This is a genomic window from Kaistia terrae (assembly GCF_026344005.1).
GTDB classification, from domain to species: Bacteria; Pseudomonadota; Alphaproteobacteria; order Rhizobiales; family Kaistiaceae; genus Kaistia; species Kaistia terrae.
This window is the reverse complement of sequence record NZ_JAPKNH010000001.1, coordinates 629863-652798: the sequence shown is the minus strand read 5'-3', so window position 1 is coordinate 652798 and position 22936 is coordinate 629863. Positions and strand designations below refer to the sequence as shown.

Genomic DNA, 22936 nt, shown 5'->3' with positions numbered 1-22936 from the left:
GGAGCCTCACTTGGCACCACCAAGCTGCAAGATGTCCGCCACCATGTCCATCGCCTTCGTCAGCCCCGGCAACATCACCTCACTTCGCCCGTAGAGGTCCCTGGATTTACCAGTGGCCCTCCCGGTCATATAGTCCCTTGCGGCATCCGGCATGTTCGCCAAGGCGCAAAGGTCCTCGAAGAAGTGCCGCCAGCCATGATTCGGTGACAGCTCCTTGCGCTTAACCCCTGCTGTTTCCCGCACCCACTCCGACATGTGTGGCTGGATGCGATTGCTCAGGAAGAGCCGCCCTTTGCCGACAGCCTGGACGAACTTTAGGAAGCCCTCCGCCTCCAATGATGGGTGGATCGGGATACGCCGCTGACTTGAGGCCGTCTTCAAGCTCCGCCGTCCCGAGGTCGAGACTGTGAGGAACCACCGTCCACCGGCCTGGAAGAAGTCCTCCGCTTTCAACTGGCCCGCCTCCTCTATCCGCATCCCGGTATAGGCGCACACCCATGGCAACCACCGCCGCCGCACCTCGGCCTCCCTTCGAGCCGCTTCCAGGACCGTAATGGCCTCCTCTATGCCGTACGTGCGGGCATCACTATCGAGTACCCGGAAGTCTAGCTTCCTCAGTCCGTCCATCGGATTGCCGCCCGGATGGAAGTCGCCCCTATGCATCCCCCTACCCCACTCGATGATGGTCGAGATGCTGGCTAGCTTGTCATTAACGGTCCGGTTGGCGAGCGTGCCCTGATCCAGCAACGAGGCCCGCCACTGCTCCGCCTCCTCCCGAGTCACGGTCCGGGCATCCGAAGCAGCCGTCTTGGGCATCCCCCGAGACAAGCGCCACGCGGCAAACTCCTGGCCCCGCTTTGAGTACTTCCGCACGGATGACTCGGGGAATGGCTTGGCGTCCCTGCCTAGCGCCCTCCGAGCCTTTTCCGCGTCAACGATGCCCTGGAAGGAGAAGCGGGCGTCAGCGGGCTCCGCAGCAGCCTTACGCGTGGCAACAAACGTGGGGGGCGACCTCAAGCTCCCGCACCGGGTTCCATTCATGGCCGCGCATCTCCTCCAAGCCCCGATGGACAGCGCCCATGAGGCGGGCCATTTCGAAATTCACCAGACCCCGCGTCTCCGAATCAATATGAAGGCCCCTGGAGGCCAGCGCCGCATCCGTCTCAGCCCCATGTTCCGCCTCCAGCATTGACGCGAAGTCTGGTGCCAGGAAAGCGGCGAATGCCGGATGGTCTTTGATGATCCGGATTCCGAGACGAAGCCGCCGCTCCTCATCCGACGCAGAGAGAAAGGCCTTGAGGTCGGCCGCCAGGCGCTTTTGCACGGCGGGTGACATAGCCTTTACCGCTGCCTTCCACGCACCGTTATTGACCTCAGGGGGTTCTCGCAGAGGCCGAGGCGGAGGAGCGTCCGAGGGATTGTCCTCATGCTTCGCAAGGAACGCCCGGGCATAGTCCGCAGCAAGTGCCGTTTGTTGCTTCTGGGAGAGCCCCTGGGGCCCCTCCTCTAGCAACCGACCCCACGCCGCCATCTTGGCGTCCCAAGCGCCCAGCATGGCCTGGAAGGCCTCGCGGGCTTCGCTCTGATCAAGCTTGCCGGTAGAGCGGGCATGTTCTTGGGTTTTTGGGGCGTCTTTGACGCCGAGGGCTACGAGCCGCTTGCGTTCGCGCCAGAGATTTTCGGGGATTCGGAATCGGCCCTGCCAAATGTCCGAGCCCTTGCGCTTGAACAGTCCCCGCATTCGCCATCGCCTGCCAACCATTGCCCTAGCACATTCCCATAGCAGTCCGCATTGACGGAAACCAAGGAAAACGCTAAGTTTTTGGGGTTGCCATGGAAAATAGTGGTGGGCGATGAGAGACTCGAACTCCCGACATCCTCGGTGTAAACGAGGCGCTCTACCAACTGAGCTAATCGCCCGCAGTGTCCTGCAGCGCCGTGACGTGTAGGCGAAAACCGCCCCGCCTTACAAGTCCCGAAAGCGAGCCTTTCGGTCGCACGCACAAAATAAAACGGCCTCGCGCGAAAAGCGCAAGGCCGTCAAAACCCAACAAGCCTCGAATGGCTTAGTTGACGGCGTCCTTCAGACCCTTACCGGCCTTGAACTTCGGCGTCTTGGAAGCGGCGATCTGGATCGTCTCGCCGGTACGCGGGTTGCGGCCTTCGCTCGCGGCGCGCGCGGCGACGCTAAAATTGCCGAAGCCAATGATCTTGACCTCGTCACCCGACTTCAGGGCAGCCGTGATCACGTCGAACGTTGCGTCGACAGCCTCCGCGGCGGCGGCCTTGGACGTGCCGGTACGCTCGGCGACGGCAGCAATGAGATCGTTCTTGTTAGCCATGGATGATCCTTTCTCAGGTCTTGAGTCGGGACGATTCGCATGACCCGACCGAGCGCGAGAAATCACTGAAAAACGGCACAAACGCAAGCGAAACTGGCGGAATTCCTCACTTTTGACCGATAAATTGCCGAAAAAGCACATGAAAACGCCCGCCGAAGAGGCGGGCGTCGTCATTTTCGCAGGAATCAGCCGTTAATGGGCGGTCAGAGCGGACGCCGGATCGTCCTCCGCAACGACCGTTTTATCGGCCACAACCTTGCTCTCGTCCCACGTAATCGCCTCGGGCTTGCGCACCAAAGCATGGGCCAGAACATCGTCCATCCGCGCGACCGGAATGATCTCCATGCCGTTCTTGACGTTGTCAGGGATCTCGGCGAGATCCTTGGCATTGTCCTCGGGGATCATCACGGTCTTGATCCCGGCGCGCAGCGCCGCGAGCAGCTTTTCCTTCAATCCGCCGATCGGCAGGACGCGACCGCGCAACGTGATCTCGCCTGTCATGGCGACATCCTTGCGGACGGCAATGCCCGTCATCGTCGAAACGATCGCCGTCACCATGGCGATACCGGCAGACGGACCATCCTTGGGCGTCGCGCCTTCCGGCACGTGCACGTGGATGTCGCGCTTGTCGAACAGCGGCGGCTCGATGCCGAAATCAACAGCTCGCGAACGGACATAAGACGCCGCCGCCGAGATTGATTCCTTCATAACGTCGCGCAGATTGCCGGTGACGGTCATGCGACCCTTACCGGGCATCATGACGCCTTCGATCGTCAGGATCTCGCCGCCGACTTCCGTCCAGGCGAGGCCCGTCACGACGCCGACCTGGTCCTCGAGCTCCGCTTCGCCGTAGCGATAATGCGGGACGCCGAGATATTCCTCGACGACGGTCTCGTTGACTTCAACCGACTTCACGTTCTTCAGCAAGATGTCCTTGACCGCCTTGCGGGCCAGGGTAGCCAGCTCGCGCTCGAGACTCCGGACGCCGGCTTCCCGCGTGTAGCGACGGATGACCAGGCGAAGCGCCTCATCGTCCAGCTTGAACTCCTTGTCGTTCAGGCCGTGATTCTTCACGACCTTCGGCAACAGGTGGTTCTTCGCAATCGCGAGCTTCTCATCCTCGGTGTATCCGGCGATCCGGATGATCTCCATACGGTCCATCAACGGGCCGGGGATGTTCAGCGTGTTGGCCGTCGTCACGAACATCACGTTCGACAGGTCGTAATCGACCTCGAGGTAATGATCGTTGAACGTGCTGTTCTGTTCCGGATCCAGCACCTCAAGCAGCGCCGAAGACGGATCGCCACGGAAGTCCTGGCCCATCTTGTCGATCTCGTCGAGCAGGAAGAGCGGGTTGGACTTCTTGGCCTTCTTCATCGACTGGATGACCTTGCCGGGCATCGAGCCGATATAGGTGCGGCGATGGCCACGGATCTCGGCCTCGTCGCGCACGCCGCCGAGCGACATGCGGACATATTCACGCCCCGTAGCCTTGGCGATCGAACGAGCCAGCGAGGTCTTGCCGACGCCCGGAGGGCCGACGAGGCACAGGATTGGCCCCTTCAGCGTGTTGGCGCGGCTCTGCACGGCCAGATACTCGATGATCCGGTCCTTGACCTTGTCGAGGCTGTAGTGGTCGGCATCGAGCACCTCCTGCGCGAAACGCAGGTCATGCTTGACCTTGGAGCGCTTGCCCCACGGAATGCCGAGCAGCCAGTCGAGATAGTTGCGGACCACCGTCGCTTCGGCCGACATGGGCGACATCTGGCGGAGCTTCTTCAGCTCGCCCATCGCCTTCTCGTTGGCTTCCTTCGAGAGCTTGGTCTTGGTGATGCGCTCCTCGAGTTCGGCCAGTTCGTCCTTGCCGTCCTCCTGGTCGCCCAGCTCCTTCTGGATCGCCTTCATCTGCTCGTTCAGGTAGTACTCGCGCTGGGTCTTCTCCATCTGCCGCTTGACGCGGGAACGGATGCGCTTCTCCACCTGCAGGACGGAGATCTCGCTCTCCATCAGGCCGAGCACGCGCTCCAGACGGCCACCAACGGTCGGCAAGGCGAGGATCGCCTGCTTTTCCGGGATCTTGATGGCGAGATGCGAGGCAACCGTGTCAGCCAGCTTCGAATAGTCGTCGATCTGCGTGACCGCACCGACGACTTCGGGCGAGACCTTCTTGTTGAGCTTCACATAGTTTTCGAACTCGCTGACGACCGAACGCGACAGCGCCTCGACCTCGACCTTGTCGCCAAAGTCATCGGTCAGCACCGTGGCATAGGCCTCGTAATAGGCCTCATGGTCGGTGTAGCGCTGGATTTCGGCGCGAGCGATACCCTCAACCAGAACCTTCACGGTTCCGTCCGGCAGCTTCAGGAGCTGCAGCACGCTGGCGAGCGTGCCGACAGGGAAAATGGCTTCCGGCGACGGATCGTCATCGCTGGCATTCTGCTGGGTCGCCAGCAGGATCTGCTTGTCCGCCCGCATCACCTCTTCCAGCGCACGGATCGACTTTTCTCGCCCGACAAAAAGCGGCACGATCATATGCGGGAACACGACGATGTCACGCAGCGGCAGAACCGGATAGAGTTCGTCGCCTGCTTCGAGGCCGATCGAACGCTTGGTATCAGCTGTCATGAGGCATTCCTTTCGAACCGGGTACGGCCCAAATTTGGCACCGCTCGGCTTGGGAGATGAACCTTCGGCCCGGGGGAAAGGGCCGACAGTTCGACTCAGGGGTCGGAGCATCTTGCGATGCGTTGTCCATTAGGTGGCGTCGCACCATCGGGGTGTCAAGTTGTCGGCACGCGACCCGAGGGCACTTAGGGTCGCTTTTTATCTCCGGCCTTATGAGCCGCATGCCATTCAATTCGGCCTAAAGACCATCCTGCCGCCAAAGCGCTGAAACAACGGGCCAATCTGAGCGACTGCGCGCCAGACTGCCCTACAAACCTACCCGCGGTCCCAAAACGAAAAACGGCGGGGACAAGCCCCGCCGTTCAAGTTCGCTATGGACGCCTTGGCTATGCGCCGGCGCTTGCGACGGCCTCGTCCTGACGCTCTGCATAGATGTAGAGCGGGCGGGCCGAGCCCTCGACGACCTCGGCCGAGATCACGACTTCCTGCACGCCATCGAGGCCCGGCAGGTCGAACATCGTCTCGAGCAGGATCGCTTCCATGATCGAACGGAGGCCGCGAGCGCCAGTCTTGCGCTCGATGGCCTTCTTGGCGATCGCCGACAGGGCGTCGGGATGGAATGTCAGTTCGACATTCTCCATCTCGAACAGGCGCTGGTACTGCTTGACCAGGGCGTTCTTCGGCTCGGTCAGGATGGTGATCAGCGCCGGCTCGTCGAGATCCTCGAGCGTCGCCAGAACCGGCAGACGGCCGACGAATTCCGGGATCAGGCCGAACTTCAGCAGATCCTCGGGCTCGACATTGCGGAACAGCTCACCCGTGCGACGATCTTCCGGGCCCGAAACGCGGGCGCTGAAGCCGATCGACGTCGAACGACCGCGATCCGAGATGATCTTCTCGAGACCCGCGAAGGCGCCGCCACAGATGAATAGGATGTTCGTCGTGTCGACCTGCAGGAATTCCTGCTGCGGGTGCTTGCGGCCGCCCTGCGGCGGCACGGAGGCAACCGTGCCTTCCATGATCTTCAGAAGCGCCTGCTGAACGCCCTCGCCCGACACGTCGCGCGTGATCGACGGGTTGTCGGACTTGCGGGAGATCTTGTCGACTTCGTCGATGTAGACGATGCCGCGCTGGGCCCGCTCGACATTGTAGTCGGCCGACTGCAGCAGCTTGAGGATGATGTTTTCGACATCCTCACCGACATAACCGGCTTCGGTCAGCGTCGTCGCGTCGGCCATCGTGAAGGGCACGTCGAGGATGCGGGCGAGCGTCTGCGCGAGCAGCGTCTTGCCGCAACCGGTCGGGCCGATCAGCAGAATGTTCGACTTGGACAGCTCGACGTCGTTGTTCTTCGCCGCGTGGTTCAAGCGCTTGTAGTGGTTGTGAACGGCAACCGACAGCACGCGCTTGGCGTGACGCTGGCCGATCACATAATCATCCAGGACCGCGCAAATCTCGAGCGGCGTGGGAACGCCGTCGCGCGATTTCACCAGCGAGGACTTCGATTCCTCGCGAATGATGTCCATGCACAGCTCGACGCATTCATCGCAGATGAACACCGTCGGGCCTGCGATCAGCTTGCGCACCTCGTGCTGGCTCTTGCCGCAAAACGAGCAATAGAGCGTGTTCTTGGTGTCGCTTCCGCTGACTTTGCTCATCCGTCTACCTCGCTGTCGTTCAGGCTCGGGACCTCCAAACGACTTCTTTCGATGTCTTTTCCGGATCGATTTCCATCGCTCCGGTGGTCGAAACTCGGACTCTGCAGTCCCTCATGACGGACACAATCCTAAGATTGCGGTCCAATCATGCTAGGCGCGACATGGTCAACATATACTTAATGTCGCGCTCGGCTGACGTACAGCCGAGCTTGCCCTGGGACGGAACCTAGAACGATCCGATCAGTCCTTCTTGATCGCATCGAGCGCATCACGGCTCGTCAGAACCTGATCGATCAGGCCAAACTCGACGGCCCGTTCGGCAACCATGAAGTTGTCGCGCTCAAGCGCGTCTTCAACGGTCTTCATATCCTGGCCGGTGTGATGCACGTAGATTTCATTGAGCCGCTTGCGCAGGCTTTCGACTTCGCGGGCGTGGATCAGGATATCCGTCACCTGGCCCTGATAGCCGCCAGAAGGCTGATGCACCATGACGCGTGCGTTCGGAAGCGCAAAACGCATGCCCTTCTGGCCAGCGGTCAGCAGCAGCGAACCCATCGAAGCGGCCTGGCCGACGCAAAGCGTCGAGACGGCCGGCTTGATGAACTGCATCGTGTCATAGATCGCCATACCCGACGAGACGACGCCGCCCGGCGAGTTGATGTACATCGCGATCTCTTTCTTCGGGTTTTCGGCCTCGAGGAAGAGAAGCTGGGCGGTGATCAGCGTCGCCATATAGTCCTCGACGGGACCCGTGACGAAGATGATTCGCTCCTTCAGCAGTCGCGAATAAATGTCATAGGCACGCTCGCCGCGATTGGTCTGTTCGACCACCATCGGCACCAGCGTGTTCATATAGAGGTCGATAGGATCTTTCATGATCTTCCTTCGGCGCAGTGGACTGCCACGATTACCTTGAGATGCCCCGGCCCGACCTCACTCGGAACGACCGATTCCCGGAGCACGAAGGCCCATACATATGGTACGCCGTCTGCGTTCGAAAGGGGTGGCGGAAGACCCTTTCGCAGATCGTCATCCCCGACACGGCCGAAATCGTTGATCTCAGTCGTATCGCAACCGTTCCGCCGGCGCGTCGGGTGGCCCCGGCTTCCGCCGGGGCTCCCTTATTTGTATGTGGACGCGGGCAAGCCCGTTCCAGAGGCTAGCGAACGCCGATCAGGCCTTCGCTTCTTCCTCGTCGTCCTTCATCAGGTCTTCGCGCGACACCGTCTTGTCGGTGATCTCTGCGAGGCCGAGCACGAAGTCGACAACCTTCTCCTCGAAGATCGGCGCGCGCAGGCTAGCCAGCGCATCCGGGTTCTCGCGGTAGAAATCGTAGACCTGCTTTTCCTGGCCGGGGAACTGACGGATCCGGTCGACGAGTGCACGCTGCACTTCCTCGTCAGTGACCTGGATCGAATTCTGCTCGCCAATTTCCGACAGCACGAGACCGAGGCGCACGCGACGCTCGGCAATCTTGCGGTAGTCGGCCTTGGCGGCGTCTTCCGTCGTGTCCTCGTCCGCGAAGCTGCGGCCCGAACGCTGCAGATCCTGGGTGACCTGGTTCCAGACGTTCTGGAACTCCTGCTCAACCATCGTCGGCGGCAGCTCGAAAGCATGCTTCTCGTCGAGCTGGTCGAGCAACTGGCGCTTGACCTTCGTGCGGGTCGCGGAACCGAGCTGGCTCTGCAGCTGCTGGCGCATCGTTGCCTTCAGCTCGTCCAGCGATTCGATGCCGAACTTCTTGGCCCACTCGTCGTCGATGGTCGTCTCGGCCGGAGCCGACACTTCCTTGACGACGACGTCGAAGGTCGCGGCCTTGCCGGCCAGGTTCTTCGCGCCGTATTCCTCGGGGAAGGTCACGTTGAGAACGCGCTCTTCGCCAGCCTTGGCACCAGCGAGCTGCTCTTCAAAGCCCGGGATGAAGCGGCCGGAGCCGATCGTCACGAAGGCATTGTCGTCAGCACCGCCCTCGAAGGGCTCGCCATCGAGCTTGCCGAGGTAGGAAATGGTCAGACGGTCGCCATCGGCGGCCACGCCATCCTTGACGGCATATTCTGCGGAATCGCGCGCGAGCCGCTTGAGCTCGTTGTCGACTTCCTCGTCGGTCACTTCCGCAACCGGACGCTCGATCTTGATGCCCTTGAAATCGCCGAGTTCGAACTTCGGCAGGACTTCATACGACATCGTGTAGGCGAGGTCCTTCTTGCCTGCGAGCACTTCGCCGGCATCGGACTCGTCTTCGGGAAGATCGAAGCTCGGCTGCATGGCAGCGCGCTCGCCACGCTCTTCGAGCGTGTTGCGGGCGTTCTCGTTCAGGATGTTCTGAACGATCTCAGCCATGGCCGACTTGCCGTAGATCCGGCGCAGATGCGCGACCGGCACTTTGCCCGGACGGAATCCCTTGAGCTGGACCTGGCCCCGCATCTCTTCCAGGCGCGCCGAAAGGCGGCTGTCGAGTTCGGTCGCCGGGACCACGATCTTGAGTTCACGTTTCAGGCCCTCTGAGAGGGTCTCGGTCACCTGCATGTTCAGCGCTTTCTGTCTTGTTCCGATCGGTATTTTGGCGTTCGCCCGGCTGCGTTCACGGCTTATTCCGGGCGATGGTGCGGGCGGAGGGACTCGAACCCCCAAACCGTGAGGCGGCAGGACCTAAACCTGCTGTGTCTACCAATTCCACCACGCCCGCAATACCCGGTCGCGGCTAGGCTCCGGCCAAGGTGGGGCCTCTATAGCACTCGCGGTCGCAGGGTCAAACGAAAAGCCGCGCGAACACACGGGGAAGCGCCTCCGGAAGGTCTTCTGCAATCAATCCTCGCCCCAGAACGGCTCCAGCGTCGCCATGCAGCCAGACGGCGGCGGTCGCGGCTTCGAAGGCGGGCATGCCTTCCGCCAGCAATCCGACGATCATTCCCGCCAGAACATCGCCCGATCCCGCTGTCGCCAGAAAGGGCGGCGCGTTGTCGGCAATGGTCGCCCTGCCCTGCGGCTCGGCGACCGTCGTATCCGCTCCCTTGAGAAGCACGATGGCGCCGGAGCGCGAGGCCGCCTGCCGCGCACGATCGAGCTTGCCGGGCAGTTTCGCCAGATCGGGAAACAGCCGTGCGAATTCTCCATCATGCGGTGTCAGCACGACGGGCGCCGGACGCCCCTTTATCAAGGCAAACAGCCGATCCGGGTCCTGCTGAAAGGCTGACAAGCCATCGGCATCGACAACGATCGCCGCCGAAGCAGCGATCGCGGCCTCGACCAGGGGCCGGGCAATTTCGACCGGCCCGAGCCCCGGCCCGATGCCGACGCCGTTCAGCCGACGATCGGAGAGCAGGGTGGCGAGGCCCTCGGCGCCATCGATCCGCTTCAGCATGATCGACGTCAGATGCGCCGCGTTGACCGCCAGCGCATCTGGCGGTGAAGCGAGCGTCACCAGCCCTGCCCCGACGCGAAGGGCAGCCCGCGCCGCAAGCCGCGCCGCGCCGGTCTGCGTCATGCCGCCGGAAACGACGACAGCATGGCCACGGTCATATTTGTGGCCATCGACCTTTGGCGTCGGCAGCGCCGGCAGCCAGAATTCCTTGCGGTTGAGAATGGCCTTGGGGCGAATCGCCTGCAGCACGGAATCACGGATCCCGATCTCGGCAACCGTCAGCCGTCCGACATGCGCCCTCCCCGGCATCAGAAAATGTCCCGGCTTCGGCCGGAAGAACGTCACCGTCTCGTCAGCGCGGACCGCGACGCCCAGGATCTGCCCGCTCTCACCCTGATTGCCACTCGGCAAATCGACGGCAACGACCCGCGCCCTGGACGCATTGATGGCCGCGATCGCTTCGGCCGCCTCGCCCTCGATCCCGCGATCGAGGCCGGCGCCGAACAGTGCGTCGATGATCAGTCCGGCACCGGCAAAATCGACCGCGGCGAGCGGAAGCGTTTCGCCGCGCCATTCTGCCGCTGCCAGCGCCGCGTCGCCCTTCAGCCGATCCAGAGCGCCAAGCAGACCCAGTTGCACCCGATACCCCCGCGCAGCCAGGATACGCGCCGCGACAAACCCGTCGCCGCCATTGTTGCCGGGACCGCATGCGATGGCGATTCTCGTTCCCAAGGGGGATCGGGCCGCGACATCGGCAACCGCAAGCCCGGCAGCTTCCATCAAGGTAATGCCCGGCGTCCCAGCGGCGATCGTCAGCTTGTCGGCCTCCGCCATCTCGCCCGGCGTCAAAAGCTCGATCATGCCGCCCTGCCCCTTACTCGTCATTGTTTCACGCCCCCGTCTGGCCGCACCGCAGTCTGGAACGCGGTCAAAGCCGTCGCAATCGGCATCTTGCGGATCTCAACCGTGGCCAAAGCCGCTTCCAGAGGCGGCTTGAGGTTGTCCATTTTCCGCACTGCGATAAGGTCGGCGCCGACACGACCTCAACACGGGAACCCCGCCCATGACCGCGCTGATCAAGATCAATGACAAGCTATCCGTCGCAGGCCAGATCGCTCTAGAGGATTTTGCGACGCTGGCGGGCCTTGGCTACAAGGCCGTGATCAACAATCGCCCCGAGGGCGAAGAGGCCGGCCAGCCGGCATCCGCCGAGGAAGAAGCCGCCGCCGACGACGTCGGACTGATCTATGCTCATATTCCAGTCACCGGCCCGTCCATCAGCGAACAGGATGTCCGCGCCCTGCAGGCAGTGCTGGCGACGACGGATGGCCCGGTGCTGGCACATTGTCGCAGCGGGACGCGTTCGCTCACCCTGTTTGCCATCGGAGAAGTGCTGGATGGCCGCCTGAAGCGTGAGGATCTGCCCGCTTTTGGCGCCGAGCACGGTATCGACATGCGCGGCGCCGATGCATGGCTGGCACGGAACGGCCAATAACCCGCCAGAGCGCGGCAGGCCGATTTGCCGACTTGTTGTTCAATTGCCTAAAAATTGAACAGACGATAGGCGGATTTCCTGCAATACGCGCTATGATGGGACGCGGGGAGCCCAATTTTCCGGCGTTTTCAGCGAAACCCGGCAATTGGCACGGAGCCTGCAAGTGAATAGCCAGGCCGGTCATTCGGCCAGGTTGGGCAGGCATTAGAGGCAAGCATTCGGAGATGCGGAGGCAATGAAAAAGATCGAAGCCATCATCAAGCCGTTCAAGCTCGATGAAGTGAAGGAAGCGCTGCAAGAGGTTGGTCTGCAGGGCATCACCGTCACCGAGGCCAAGGGCTTCGGCCGCCAGAAGGGGCACACCGAGCTGTATCGCGGCGCGGAATATGTGGTCGACTTTCTGCCGAAGGTGAAGGTCGAGATCGTGCTGGGCGACGAGCTCGTCGACCGCGCCGTCGACGCCATTCGCAAGGCCGCGCAAACCGGTCGCATTGGCGACGGTAAGATTTTCGTCTCCAACATCGAAGAAGCGGTTCGCATTCGCACCGGCGAAAGCGGCCTGGACGCGATCTAGCCCCATCAGTTTCGCCGGCAACTCGTTGCCGGCATCCCTCCTGCCGGCTTCGCCGGCTTCTGTTTGCCTCCGCCACGACCGGGCACAGTTCACCTGATAGAAGGAAGAGAGTTATGACGACCGCGAATGATGTCCTGAAGCTCATCAAGGAGCAGGACGTGAAGTATGTGGACTTCCGCTTCACGGATCCGCGCGGCAAGTGGCAGCATGTGACGTTCGACATCGGCATGATCGACGAAGAAATCTTCGCCGAAGGCACGATGTTCGACGGCTCCTCGATCGCTGGCTGGAAGGCCATCAACGAGTCCGACATGCTGCTGATGCCCGATCCGTCGACGGCCACCATCGACCCGTTCTTCGCGCAGTCGACCCTCTCGATCGTTTGCGACGTGCTCGAGCCGACCACCGGCGAAGCCTATGACCGCGATCCGCGCGGCATCGCCAAGAAGGCCGAAGCCTACCTGAAGCAGACCAAGATCGGCGACACGATCTTCGTCGGCCCGGAAGCTGAATTCTTCGTCTTCGACGACGTCAAGTTCTCGGCCACCCCGTACAACACGGGCTTCAAGCTCGACGACATCGAGCTGCCGACCAACTCCGACACCGACTACGAGAGCGGCAACCTCGGCCACCGCGTCAAGACCAAGGGCGGCTACTTCCCCGTGCCCCCGATCGACAGCCTCCAGGACATGCGCGGCGACATGCTCGCTGCCATGCAGGCGATGGGCGTCGTTGTCGAGAAGCACCACCACGAAGTGGCTTCGGCACAGCACGAGCTGGGCGTCAAGTTCGGCACGCTCGTGACGATGGCCGACCACATGCAGATCTACAAGTACGCGATCCACAACGTCGCGAACTCGTATGGCAAGACGGCAACCTTCATGCCGAAGCCGGTTTACGGCGACAACGGCTCGGGCATGCACGTGCACCAGTCGATCTGGAAGGAAGGCAAGCCGGTCTTCGCTGGCAACGAATATGCCGACCTGTCCGAGACCTGCCTGTACTACATCGGCGGCATCATCAAGCATGCCAAGTCGCTGAACGCCTTCACCAACCCGCTGACCAACTCCTACAAGCGTCTGGTCCCGGGCTATGAGGCACCGGTTCTGCTGGCCTATTCGGCCCGCAACCGTTCGGCTTCCTGCCGCATCCCGTTCGCGACCTCGCCGAAGGCGAAGCGCGTCGAAGTCCGCTTCCCGGATCCGGGCGCGAACCCCTACCTCGCCTTCGCTGCCATGCTCATGGCTGGCCTCGACGGCATCAAGAACAAGATCCATCCCGGCGCCGCGATGGACAAGAACCTCTACGATCTGCCCCCGAAGGAACTGAAGAAGATCCCGACGGTCTGCGCATCGCTGCGTGAGGCGCTTGTCTCGCTCGAGAAGGACAATGCCTACCTGCTGGAAGGCGGCGTTTTCTCCAAGGGCATGATCGAAGCCTACATCGAGCTCAAGATGGAAGAAGTCATCCGCTTCGAGCACACCCCGCATCCGGTCGAATTCGACATGTACTATTCGGTCTAGCCGAATCAGGATGCACTATCAGCGGGGCGCCTTCGGGCGCCCCGTTTCGTTTCACGCCGACCCGCCAGCCGATCGCCAGCCTCAGGAATTGCCATGACCGCCCAGAACGCGCCGGATTTTCCCCACCAGACCACCATTCCGGTCATCCGCACCATCGCGATGCCGCACGACACCAATCCGGCCGGCGACATTTTCGGCGGCTGGCTGATGTCGCAGATGGATCTGGGCGCGAGCACGATCGCAACCCGGCGCGCGCGCGGCCGGACCGTGACGGCGTCGGTGGATGGAATGTCGTTTCTGAGCCCGGTCTTCGTCGGCGACGAAGTCACCATCTACGGCCGCATCCTCTCGACCGGACGGTCATCGATGCGGGTCTTCGTCGAGGCCTGGCGGCGCAACCGCGAGAGCAACGACGTCACCAAGGTGACGGAAGCGACCTTTACCTTCGTGGCGATCGACGCGACCCGCAAGTCGCGGCCGCTGCCACCCGAAGAAGAGTAAGCGCCATAGAGGCAGAGACCCGGAGGGATCGCCCAATCTCCACCATCATCCTGAGGTGCTTCGCGCAGCGAAGCCTCGAAGGAGGGTCCAGTAGATTCAAGGCACTAGCGCGGGACGCTCGTGCTAGGGCGCAGCCACGCCAGCGAGCCTCCCGAATCCTCCTTCGAGGCCCGGCTGCGCCGGGCACCTCAGGATTGTGGCTGCGGCTTTTTGGGCGAAGACCTCGTTAGGGAGAGGCAAAGGCCCCTCCCTTGGAGATAATCAGACGTCGCGGAAGCGCGAGACCGGCGAGCCGGCCACCGGCGACGTGCCGATGAACACCGAACCCGTCAACGGCCAGCGCTGCAGCTGCTCTTCCGTCCGGCCATCTCGCAGGCTGGTCAGGAACAGGGTCTTCATGTCGGGACCGCCAAAGGCGGGCATGGTCGGCGCGGCGGCGGGAACGTCATAGCTCGCCAGCAATTCGCCTTCCGGCGAGAAGCAGTTCAGCTTGGCGCCCGAGACGCCGGCGCTCCAATAGTTGCCCTCGGCATCGGTCGCGCCGCCATCCGGCCTTCCAATGGAATCGTCGAGCACGGCGATACGCTTGCGATCGCTGATCTCGCCTGTGGCGGGGTCGAATGCCCAACGATCGATCCAGGGGCCGCGCGAATCGGAATGGAACATCGTCCGGCCGTCCGGGCTGAAGGCCAGGCCGTTCGAAACCATCAGCCCATCGATCTTGCGCTCGACCTTGCCGCTCGCATCGACGCGGTAGAGCGCGCCGATCGGCTGGCGATCCGGCCGTTCGTCCATCGTGCCTACCCAGAAGCAACCATCCGGTCCGACCTTGCCGTCGTTGAGGCGTGTCTCGGGAAGGTCGGCCTCGATCTCGGCCAGCGTCTCGCTCTCGCCCGTTTCCGGATCGAACAGCACGACGCTATCACGCAGAGCGACCACGAAACGACCGCTTTCGGTCAGTCCGAACGACCCGACGACCGTCGGGAAGCGCCAGACCTTGGCGTCACCGGTCGCGAGATCAACGGCGTGGATCGCCTTGTCGGGGATGTCGCAATAGAGCAACCGGTTATTGCGATCGTCAAAGACGGCGCTCTCGGCCAACTGATGCAGGGTCGGAACGAGCGGGCGAAGGCCGAGATCGGTCATGGATGTCTCCAGATGATTGCGCTGGCGCAACATGGCATGTCCGCCGCCACGCGTCGACCGCGGGCCAGTGACCTTTTCAAGCCTGGGGGGACGGCTTAATTTGTCACACCAACTCTCAACGACGCCGTAAAATTAGGCCAAATGGCGCATTTCAATCGCCGAATCGGCTCAAAATAGGTAAGGTAAAATTACAGATTGCAGTCGGAGCCTTCTGATGAAGACAGATGCCGTCATCCCCGCCTCTCGCGCGCACACTTCATCCGCTTGAGACAGGACCATGCCGCCCTTCCTGAGCAATCTCGACGACTCACCGTGCTGGCGGCCAGCGTCGCGCATGGCAAGGCTTGAGCAGGCAAGCGCCCAGGCCCTAGGATAACGGCGACTGCCACCTCAGCGGAGCGAAACATGCCCTATCAACGCGTTCTGCTGACCGGCGCCGCCGGCAATCTCGGCCGCGAGTTGCGGACGCGACTCGCCGGCCGCTTTCCAACGCTACGGCTTTCGGATCTCGCCGAAATGGCTCCGGCCGGTCCCGGCGAAGAGGTCGTGCGCTGCGATCTCGCCGACGCGAGTGCCGTGGCCGAGCTTTGCCGCGACGTCGATGCAATCCTGCATTTCGGCGGCCAGGCCACGGAGGCCGGTTGGGACAAGGTCCTCGCCGCGAACATCGCCGGTGCGATCAACCTCTGGGAGGGAGCCCGGCTGGCCGGCGTCCGCCGCATCGTCTTCGCAAGTTCGAACCATGCCATCGGCATGCATCGCCGCAGCACGACGATCGATCATCGCGCGATGGCTGCGCCGGACGGCCGCTATGGCCTCTCCAAGGCGTTCGGCGAGGATCTCGCGGCGCTCTATGCCTACAAGCACGGCGTTTCGGCGCTCTGTATCCGCATCGGCTCGTCTTTTGCCGAACCGGCGGACGCGCGGCAATTGTCGACGTGGATGTCGTTCGCCGACCTTGGCCGGATGGTGGAAGTCGGCCTCACGGCCGACTACACGTACGAGATCGTCTATGGCGTCTCCGACAATTCCCGCTCGTTCTGGGACAACAGCAATGCCGAGCGACTGGGCTATCGGCCGGCGGACAGCGCCGACCGCTTCATCGAAACGCATATAGGGAAGACAACCGACGACCCGATTGCGGAATTGACTCAGGGCGGCACGTTTTCCAGTAGCGAGTTTTCCGGCGATCCCGACGCCCTGCCCTGATCGGATGCGCGACATGCGTGCCGGACACGTCTCTTCGCCTCGCCGGAGCGCCTGCTGTCGCAACCCGGCCCCGCGACGCACGAGAATCCAAACAATCTTTTGGAATGACGCGCGCCTTCCCTAAGGCAATCCTGCATTGCAGCAAGTTTAAATTACCCCAATATTCTAGCTAGTTAACAATATTGCGGCGCAGCATCACGAGCGACCTATCCCGTCGCCTCGGTTAAAGCGTGAGGTGCGAACCTCATATTCAAGGCAACTTGCGTCATCTGCCCGTTGCGGGCCTAAAACGCCTTGCCTATGCTGCCGCCATCTCGAGCCGACGCTTGGCGTCCCGAGATGGCTATTTGGGAGGATAGTTATGAAGCAGATTCTGAAGACGCTCGCGCTCGGCGCATCGGTATCGCTGATCGCCACGCTGGCACACGCCCAGGGCGGCAGCCTCGGCAAGGCTGTCGGTGGTTTTTCGTTCGAGGACGCCGCCAAGGAAGCTCCGACCACCAAGGACTTCCATTCCAAAGACGGCAAGCTGACCTTTGCCATTGTCACGCACACCGCCGGCAACGGCTTCTTTGATCCGACCTATGTGGGCGCGCAGGTCGCGGCCGACGCCTTTGGAATCAACCTGATCAAGCTCGGTTCCGAAGCCCCCGTCGATGACATTCCGCGCGAAATCGAAATCCTGAACCAGGTCATCAACGATCCGACGATCGACGGCCTCATCATGACGACGCCGCAGTCGGGCGCCTATGACGACATCGTCAAGAAGGCCTTCGCCAACGGCATCCCGGTCGCGACGACCAACTCGTTCGATCCGAAGATCGCCAACCGCTCGCAGATCAGCCACACCGGCCAGCTCTCGTCGGCAGCCGGCATCGGCGGCGAAGCGCTCGCCAAGTGCATCATCGACTCGGGCGCCAAGGGCGGCTCGATCATTTTCCCGTCGACGACGACGCTCGGCAACGAGGAAGTGAACCGCCGCGTTACCGCTGCGTTCGAGGCCGCGGTCAAGGTCCTGAATGATGCCGGCCGCCTCGCCGACTTCAAGATCGACGCCGGTCCGGAGAATATCGGCATCGACGTCAACAAGGACGACATCACCAACTCCGTCGTCTCGCTGATCGAGTCGCGCGGCGATGTCGTCGGCGCCTTCGCGGCCAATGGCTTCGTGACGCCTGCACTCGGCGACGCTGTCGCCCAGCTGAAGCTCAACGGCAAGGTCTGCGCCTTCGGCTTCGACCTCGGTCCGAAGCAGCAGGAACAGATCCGCACCGGCGCGCTCACCGGCTCGCTCGGCCAGCAGCCGTTCCTGCAGGGCTTCTGGCCCGTCGCCCAGCTCTATCTCCAGATCGACCGCGGCGTTTCCGCCGCCAATCTCGACACGAGCGCGCAGCTCGTGACGAAGGACACGGTCGACCTGGTCGGCAAGCGCTTCGAAAACTAAGCCGCATTCCGCCAGCCTTTCCTCGCGACGTGCTGGCGGATGACGCGACGCTCTCTCCGTCCTGGCTGGCCTCACGCCAACCGGGACGGAGATACGTTTCGCGCCTTGGAGCCCCGGGGTTCGCTGAGCCTGAAGGCCCGCTTCGACGCAAAGATGCAGAGCATGACCTCGACGACCCTTGCCCCGCCCCGCAGACGACTGCCGCTTGAATTGATCGGAGGCTGGGAAGTCGGCCTGCTGGTCTTCATGGTGCTGCTCTATATCGCGGGCGTCTTCATCAACCCGAAATTCTTCGGCCAGACCGACGCGATCTCGGCGATCCTGCGCGACACGGCCCGCTACGGCGTGATGGCCGCCGGGATGACCTTCGTGATCATCAACAAGGATCTCGACCTTTCCGTAGGCTCGACCTTCGGTCTTGTGGCGACGGTTTTCTCGCTCGCCTTTTCCACGTCCTACTACGACCTTGGCATCGTGCCGTCGCTTGTCGCCGCAATTCTGGTCGGCCTGGCGGTCGGCTTGTTGAACGGCTTCTTCGTCACGGTTCTGCGCGTGCCGTCCTTCATCATGACGCTGACCATGCTGTTCATCGGTCGCGGCTTCGTGCTGGGGCTAACGGGCGGCAAGACCGTCTCCTACAGCGAGAAGGCGTTGATAGCGCCCTGGTTCTTCCAGATCGGCGAGACCAACGCCTTTGGCTTCAACAACCAGATCCTGATCTTCGCCCTGGTGACGCTTGTCGGCATGTATGTGCTGGCCAAGACGCGCTGGGGCTACGAGACCTACGCGACCGGCGGCAACGAGATGGCCGCGATCTATGCCGGCATCCCGACCCGCCGCGTCCGCATGCGCGCCTATGTGCTCTCTTCGCTCGCCGCGACCCTGGCCGGCCTTATGGCGGTCGCGCAGGACAAGGGCATCACCTCGCAATATGGCCAGGGCGCCGAACTGATCGTCATCGCCGCCGTCATCGTCGGCGGCGCCTCAATCCTCGGCGGTCGCGGTCGGTTGCTCGGTGGCGCGCTTGGCGCCATCCTCGTCACGCTGATCGACAAGGTGCTGCGCGAAGGCATCCCCATGACCCGGACGGTCAAGGTTGGCCAGGTCGAGATGCAGGTGCAGGGCATGGCGCAGCTGCCGCCCGGTGCGGTACCGGCCTTCCTGGGTCTGATCCTGCTGATCTCGGTGCTGATCGAGCCCTGGATCATCCGCCGCAACGTTTTTCCACGCCTCTGGGCCCGCGTTCGAGGACGTCCGCTTCCTCCGATCATCGAGATCGGCGGTGTCGCCATCGAGGGTGCGCAGACCAAGGGATCCTCCGCCTCCGACCGCTCGATGCGGGCGCGCGGCCCGATCGGCCATTTCCTCGCCCGGCGCGATGCCGCGGCGATCCTTCTCGCCGTCGTGCTCTGGTGCGCGGGTCTCTATCTGCGGCCCGATTTCTGGGGCTCGCTCGACAACACCTTCAACCTGATGCTGTCATTCACCGAGGTCGGCCTGCTCTCCATCGGCATGACCTATGTCATCGCCAATGGCGATATCGACCTCTCGGTCGGCTCGGTGCTGGCGCTTTCAGCCGCCACCTGCGCCTTCCTGATGAAGCAGATGGGCTTCGATCCCTGGCAGGCCGTTTTCATCGCCCTGATCGCGGGTGCTGCGGCCGGCGGGGTTAACGCATTGCTAACAGTTAGCTTCGGTTTGCCGGCCTTCGTCGCGACACTCGGCATGTTCTACATGGCGCGCGGCATCGGCGCCTGGCTGACGGCGGGGCGACAGCTATCCTCGTTTCCGGAGGCGTACAACCTGCTCGGCCGCAAGCTGATCGACGCCCTCGCCTATTTTGGCGTGGCACCGGGCAAGGGAACGCTGTTCTACGACATCGCCGCAGCGCTCAGCGTGCAGACGATCTTCATGGTCGTCGTCGCGATCCTTGCCGGCATCGTGCTGGCCAAGACACCGTTCGGACAGATGGTCTACGCGACCGGCGGCAACCGCCGCGCCGCTGATTACGCCGGCATCAACACCGCCCGGGTTCGGGCGATAAGCCTTGTGTTCTCAGCTCTTTGCGCCGCCTGCGCCGGCGTCGTCTATGTCGCCTTCCTGCGCTCGTTCAATCCCTCGGCGGGCCAGCTTCGCGAACTCGACGCCATCGCCGCGGTCATCATCGGCGGCGGCTCGATCTTCGGCGGTTATGGCACGGTACTCGGCGCACTGGCCGGCGCCGCGGTGATCGCGCTGATCCGGGCGCTGTTGTCGCTGCAATTGATCCTCGGCAACGGCCAGTCCTTCGTGATGCCGCAGCATTGGGTCAACGTCTTCATCGGCCTGATCCTTGTCGTTGCCGTCGTCGGCGACATCTGGTTCCGCCAGGGCGACCTGGCCGGTTCGATCCGTCGCCGCTTTTCCCGAAAATCCGGGGCCGCCCCCGAAACAGCTCACATCTGAGAACGCCCATGTCAGACAACAAAGCTGCCAAGCCGATCATCGAGATGCGTCACATCTCCAAGGCATTCGGCCCCGTCCAGGCCCTCAAGGACATCAACCTCACACTTGGCGAGGGGGAAATCCTGGGGCTCGTCGGCGATAACTCCGCCGGCAAGTCAACGCTGATGAAGGTAATGACGGGAGCCTATCAGCGCGATTCCGGCGATGTGCTGGTTTCGGGCAAGCCGACGCACTTCAAGAACCCGCATGAAAGCCGCGAAGAGGGGATCGAGATGATCTACCAGGACTTCGCGCTATGCGGGAACATGGACATCGCCCAGAACATCTTCCTCGGCCGCTGGCCGAAGAAGGGTCTCTTCGTGGACCGGCCGCGCATGTATGCCGAGGCAGACCAGGTGCTCAAGCGCCTGAAAGTAGACGTCAATTCGGTGTTCCAGAAGGTCGAGAGCCTTTCCGGTGGCCGTCAGCAATCCGTCGCCATCGCCCGTGCCATCTCGTTCAATCCGCGCGTCGTCGTGCTGGATGAACCGACCGCCAACCTTTCCGTAATGGCGACCGAGAGACTGCTCGAAACCATGGCGGAGTTGAAGCGCCAGGGCGTGGCGCAGATCATCATCTCGCACCGCCTGACCGACATCTTCGAGGTCGGCGACCGCATCATGGTGATGAAGCGCGGCCAGAATGTCGGTGACCGCTACATCCAGCACACAACCGAACAGGAAGTGCTGGAGCTGATCGTTTCCGGGACGCCGGAGACGGCGTTGACCGCGGATCAGGCGCTGGCGGGCCGCGCGGCCTGATGGAGCGCCCGGGAGCATGAGGCGCAGGGCGGCCCCACTCCGCTCAAAGAGATGATCCGGCTGATCGCCCATGTTTTGACCAAGGACATGGGCGATTTCTGTTCGCATGCTGTCGAAAGCGCGCAACAGGGAGATAAATTCGTCTCCCGCTTGTGCTGAAAGGACAGCTTTCCACCCTCCCCCGTCCCTTGCAAATCGTCGTTCCTGGGCGCATTTCTCCAACGTCACCGCCCCGAAGACGAAAGCCTGCCCCCATGAATCATCAGGGCCCTGCCCATCACGGCACTCCGGCAACGTCTGCCGTCCCCATCTACGACGACGCGTTCGAACTGCAAGCATCGCCGAACATGCTGGCCAAGCTCGAGACGCGCCGCTCGGTCCCCATGCGCGCGTTCGACCCGATGCCGATACCGGCCGAGCACCTCAACCGCATCCTCTCGATTGCGGCGCGATCGCCCGATCATGGCCGCCTGGCACCCTGGCGCTTCATTGTCGTTGAGGCTGAAGCTCGCAGGTCCTCCGGCGAGCGCTTCGACGCGCTCTATGCCGCACGCAATCCGGGACTCGATGCCTCGAAGAGCGATATGTGGACGCTCTACATGATGCGCGCGCCCGTAACGGTCGTGGTCGTCAGCCGTCCGGACCCGAACTCGAAGATTCCGGAATGGGACCAGATCCTCGGCTCAGGCGCCGTCGGCATGAATCTCATCCTTGCAGCCTCTGCTCATGGCTATGCCACGCAATGGCTGCTGAAATGGCCGGGACGAGACCCTGAAGCCGCCGCCATCCTTGGCGTTCAGACGGGTGAGCGCGTCGCCGGGTTCATCCATCTTGGACGCCAGACAGAACGGCCCGCCGATCGCGTCCGCCCGGACCTTGAGGCGGTCGTCACACGCTGGACGGGTTGATCGCGACCGGCTCCGACGCGTTTGCTGGCTTCTGTGCCAGCCGCATTTCGCGCTTGAACGTATAGACGCCGGTCGCCACGACGATCAGCGTGCCGACCAATGTCAGCGCGTCCGGCACGTCGCCCCAAACCATGTAGCCGAGCACGACAGCGAACAGGATGCCGGAATAGCGAAACGGTGCGACGACGGCCATCGCGCCATAACGCATGGCCAGGATCGACGCACCGTAGCCGCCGACAAGCAGAACGGCGGCGGCCGCGAGGAGCATCCATTGCCAGATTTCGGGCTCCGGCCAGACTTCCGTGACCGACATCGCCGCGCCGGTCGTCATGACGGCGGCCGCCGTGACAGCGATGACCAGCAGAGTCGGCATGCCTGGCTTGAACTCGCGCGTCACGAGATCGCGCAACGTGATGAAGCCCATCGAGGCCAGCGCCGCCAGTGAATAGATGTCAAAGCCCGAGACGCTCGGCCGCATGATCAACATGACGCCAAAAAAGCCGACGGCAATTGCTGTCCAGCGGCGCCAGCCAACCGGCTCGGCTAGAAATACCGCTGCGGCTGCCGTCGTCATCAACGGCACGATCTGCCCGATGGCGGAGACGTTGGCGATCGGCATGTTGAACAGCGCGTAGAGATAGAGAACCGTCGCGCCGATCTCGCCTACTGTGCGCCAGGCCAAAAGCTTATCGCAGGCAGCCCGCCATTGCCGGTGCGTACCGGTGGCGAATACCAACACGAGGATCAACGCGAACGCGAAGATGCCTCGGATGAAGAGAATCTGACCGGTGGGAAGACCATCGCTTGCCAGCTTGATCCACGTGTCATTGATCATGAAAGCGAGGTTCGAAAGCACCATCATGATGATGCCGCGTGAATTGTCGGCCAGGGCGGGCATGGGACTT

Annotated in this window: 20 protein-coding genes and 2 tRNA genes; 9 read left to right on the top strand and 13 right to left on the bottom strand. The window is 62.6% G+C overall.

Annotated elements, in window-relative coordinates:
• Positions 1 to 6: 6 nt before the first annotated feature.
• The 11 genes from OSH12_RS03010 to OSH12_RS02960 form a co-directional block, all read right to left on the bottom strand.
• Positions 7 to 1041 carry a site-specific integrase gene (locus OSH12_RS03010; RefSeq protein WP_266342009.1) on the bottom strand — a complete coding sequence of 345 codons (1035 nt, stop codon included), beginning with the start codon at positions 1039 to 1041 and terminating at the stop codon, positions 7 to 9.
• Positions 983 to 1741: a hypothetical protein gene (locus OSH12_RS03005; RefSeq protein WP_266342008.1), complete on the bottom strand. Its 759-nt coding sequence runs from the start codon at positions 1739 to 1741 to the stop codon at positions 983 to 985. Before OSH12_RS03005 ends, OSH12_RS03010 begins: the two co-directional genes overlap by 59 nt.
• A gap of 103 nt (positions 1742 to 1844) precedes the next feature.
• Positions 1845 to 1920, bottom strand: a tRNA-Val gene (locus OSH12_RS03000).
• Positions 1921 to 2066: 146 nt separating this feature from the next.
• The gene (locus OSH12_RS02995) at positions 2067 to 2342 is read right to left on the bottom strand and encodes an HU family DNA-binding protein (protein WP_266331908.1); all 276 of its coding nucleotides are present in this window, start codon (positions 2340 to 2342) and stop codon (positions 2067 to 2069) included.
• A gap of 192 nt (positions 2343 to 2534) precedes the next feature.
• The gene (gene lon / locus OSH12_RS02990; protein WP_266342007.1) at positions 2535 to 4967 is read right to left on the bottom strand and encodes an endopeptidase La; all 2433 of its coding nucleotides are present in this window, start codon (positions 4965 to 4967) and stop codon (positions 2535 to 2537) included.
• 386 nt (positions 4968 to 5353) lie between these two features.
• Positions 5354 to 6625, bottom strand: coding sequence for an ATP-dependent Clp protease ATP-binding subunit ClpX (clpX, locus tag OSH12_RS02985; protein ID WP_266342006.1), 1272 nt, complete (start codon positions 6623 to 6625; stop codon positions 5354 to 5356).
• A gap of 240 nt (positions 6626 to 6865) precedes the next feature.
• Entirely contained in the window at positions 6866 to 7501 is a 636-nt protein-coding gene (locus tag OSH12_RS02980; RefSeq protein WP_266342005.1) for an ATP-dependent Clp protease proteolytic subunit, read from the bottom strand.
• A gap of 297 nt (positions 7502 to 7798) precedes the next feature.
• Positions 7799 to 9151, bottom strand: a complete 1353-nt coding sequence (gene tig, locus OSH12_RS02975) for a trigger factor (protein ID WP_266342004.1) — start codon at positions 9149 to 9151, stop codon at positions 7799 to 7801.
• 75 nt (positions 9152 to 9226) lie between these two features.
• Positions 9227 to 9311, bottom strand: a tRNA-Leu gene (locus tag OSH12_RS02970).
• A gap of 63 nt (positions 9312 to 9374) precedes the next feature.
• Entirely contained in the window at positions 9375 to 10871 is a 1497-nt protein-coding gene (locus OSH12_RS02965; RefSeq protein WP_266342003.1) for an NAD(P)H-hydrate dehydratase, read from the bottom strand.
• The gene (locus tag OSH12_RS02960; RefSeq protein WP_266342002.1) at positions 10868 to 10993 is read right to left on the bottom strand and encodes a hypothetical protein; all 126 of its coding nucleotides are present in this window, start codon (positions 10991 to 10993) and stop codon (positions 10868 to 10870) included. The genes OSH12_RS02965 and OSH12_RS02960 overlap by 4 nt, the downstream gene beginning before the upstream one ends.
• A 56-nt stretch (positions 10994 to 11049) precedes the next feature.
• On the opposite strand from OSH12_RS02960, the gene OSH12_RS02955 reads away from it, so the two are divergent.
• From OSH12_RS02955 to OSH12_RS02940, 4 genes are all read left to right on the top strand, one after another.
• Positions 11050 to 11481: a TIGR01244 family sulfur transferase gene (locus OSH12_RS02955; RefSeq protein ID WP_266342001.1), complete on the top strand. Its 432-nt coding sequence runs from the start codon at positions 11050 to 11052 to the stop codon at positions 11479 to 11481.
• A gap of 235 nt (positions 11482 to 11716) precedes the next feature.
• The gene (locus OSH12_RS02950; RefSeq protein ID WP_201404153.1) at positions 11717 to 12055 is read left to right on the top strand and encodes a P-II family nitrogen regulator; all 339 of its coding nucleotides are present in this window, start codon (positions 11717 to 11719) and stop codon (positions 12053 to 12055) included.
• Between the two features lie 113 nt (positions 12056 to 12168).
• On the top strand, positions 12169 to 13578 hold the full coding sequence (glnA, locus tag OSH12_RS02945) for a type I glutamate--ammonia ligase (RefSeq protein WP_266342000.1): 1410 nt from the start codon (positions 12169 to 12171) through the stop codon (positions 13576 to 13578).
• A gap of 93 nt (positions 13579 to 13671) precedes the next feature.
• Positions 13672 to 14079: an acyl-CoA thioesterase gene (locus OSH12_RS02940; protein ID WP_266341999.1), complete on the top strand. Its 408-nt coding sequence runs from the start codon at positions 13672 to 13674 to the stop codon at positions 14077 to 14079.
• 261 nt (positions 14080 to 14340) lie between these two features.
• Here OSH12_RS02940 and OSH12_RS02935 read toward each other — a convergent pair whose 3' ends face one another.
• On the bottom strand, positions 14341 to 15225 hold the full coding sequence (locus tag OSH12_RS02935) for an SMP-30/gluconolactonase/LRE family protein (protein ID WP_266341998.1): 885 nt from the start codon (positions 15223 to 15225) through the stop codon (positions 14341 to 14343).
• Between the two features lie 405 nt (positions 15226 to 15630).
• On the opposite strand from OSH12_RS02935, the gene OSH12_RS02930 reads away from it, so the two are divergent.
• The 5 genes from OSH12_RS02930 to OSH12_RS02910 all read left to right on the top strand — a co-directional run bounded on the left by OSH12_RS02930 (position 15631) and on the right by OSH12_RS02910 (position 22031).
• Positions 15631 to 16434: an NAD-dependent epimerase/dehydratase family protein gene (locus OSH12_RS02930; RefSeq protein ID WP_266341997.1), complete on the top strand. Its 804-nt coding sequence runs from the start codon at positions 15631 to 15633 to the stop codon at positions 16432 to 16434.
• Between the two features lie 361 nt (positions 16435 to 16795).
• Entirely contained in the window at positions 16796 to 17878 is a 1083-nt protein-coding gene (locus tag OSH12_RS02925; protein ID WP_266341996.1) for a substrate-binding domain-containing protein, read from the top strand.
• Positions 17879 to 18031: 153 nt separating this feature from the next.
• Positions 18032 to 20323, top strand: a complete 2292-nt coding sequence (locus tag OSH12_RS02920) for an ABC transporter permease (RefSeq protein ID WP_266341995.1) — start codon at positions 18032 to 18034, stop codon at positions 20321 to 20323.
• An 8-nt stretch (positions 20324 to 20331) separates the two neighbouring features.
• Positions 20332 to 21123 (top strand): ATP-binding cassette domain-containing protein, encoded by a 792-nt coding sequence (locus tag OSH12_RS02915; RefSeq protein ID WP_266341994.1) that lies wholly within the window; start codon positions 20332 to 20334, stop codon positions 21121 to 21123.
• Positions 21124 to 21377: 254 nt separating this feature from the next.
• On the top strand, positions 21378 to 22031 hold the full coding sequence (locus OSH12_RS02910) for a nitroreductase family protein (RefSeq protein WP_266341993.1): 654 nt from the start codon (positions 21378 to 21380) through the stop codon (positions 22029 to 22031).
• On the opposite strand, the gene OSH12_RS02905 is transcribed toward OSH12_RS02910, so the two are convergent.
• Positions 22012 to 22929 (bottom strand): DMT family transporter, encoded by a 918-nt coding sequence (locus OSH12_RS02905; RefSeq protein ID WP_266341992.1) that lies wholly within the window; start codon positions 22927 to 22929, stop codon positions 22012 to 22014. The genes OSH12_RS02910 and OSH12_RS02905 overlap by 20 nt on opposite strands.
• Positions 22930 to 22936: the final 7 nt, after the last annotated feature.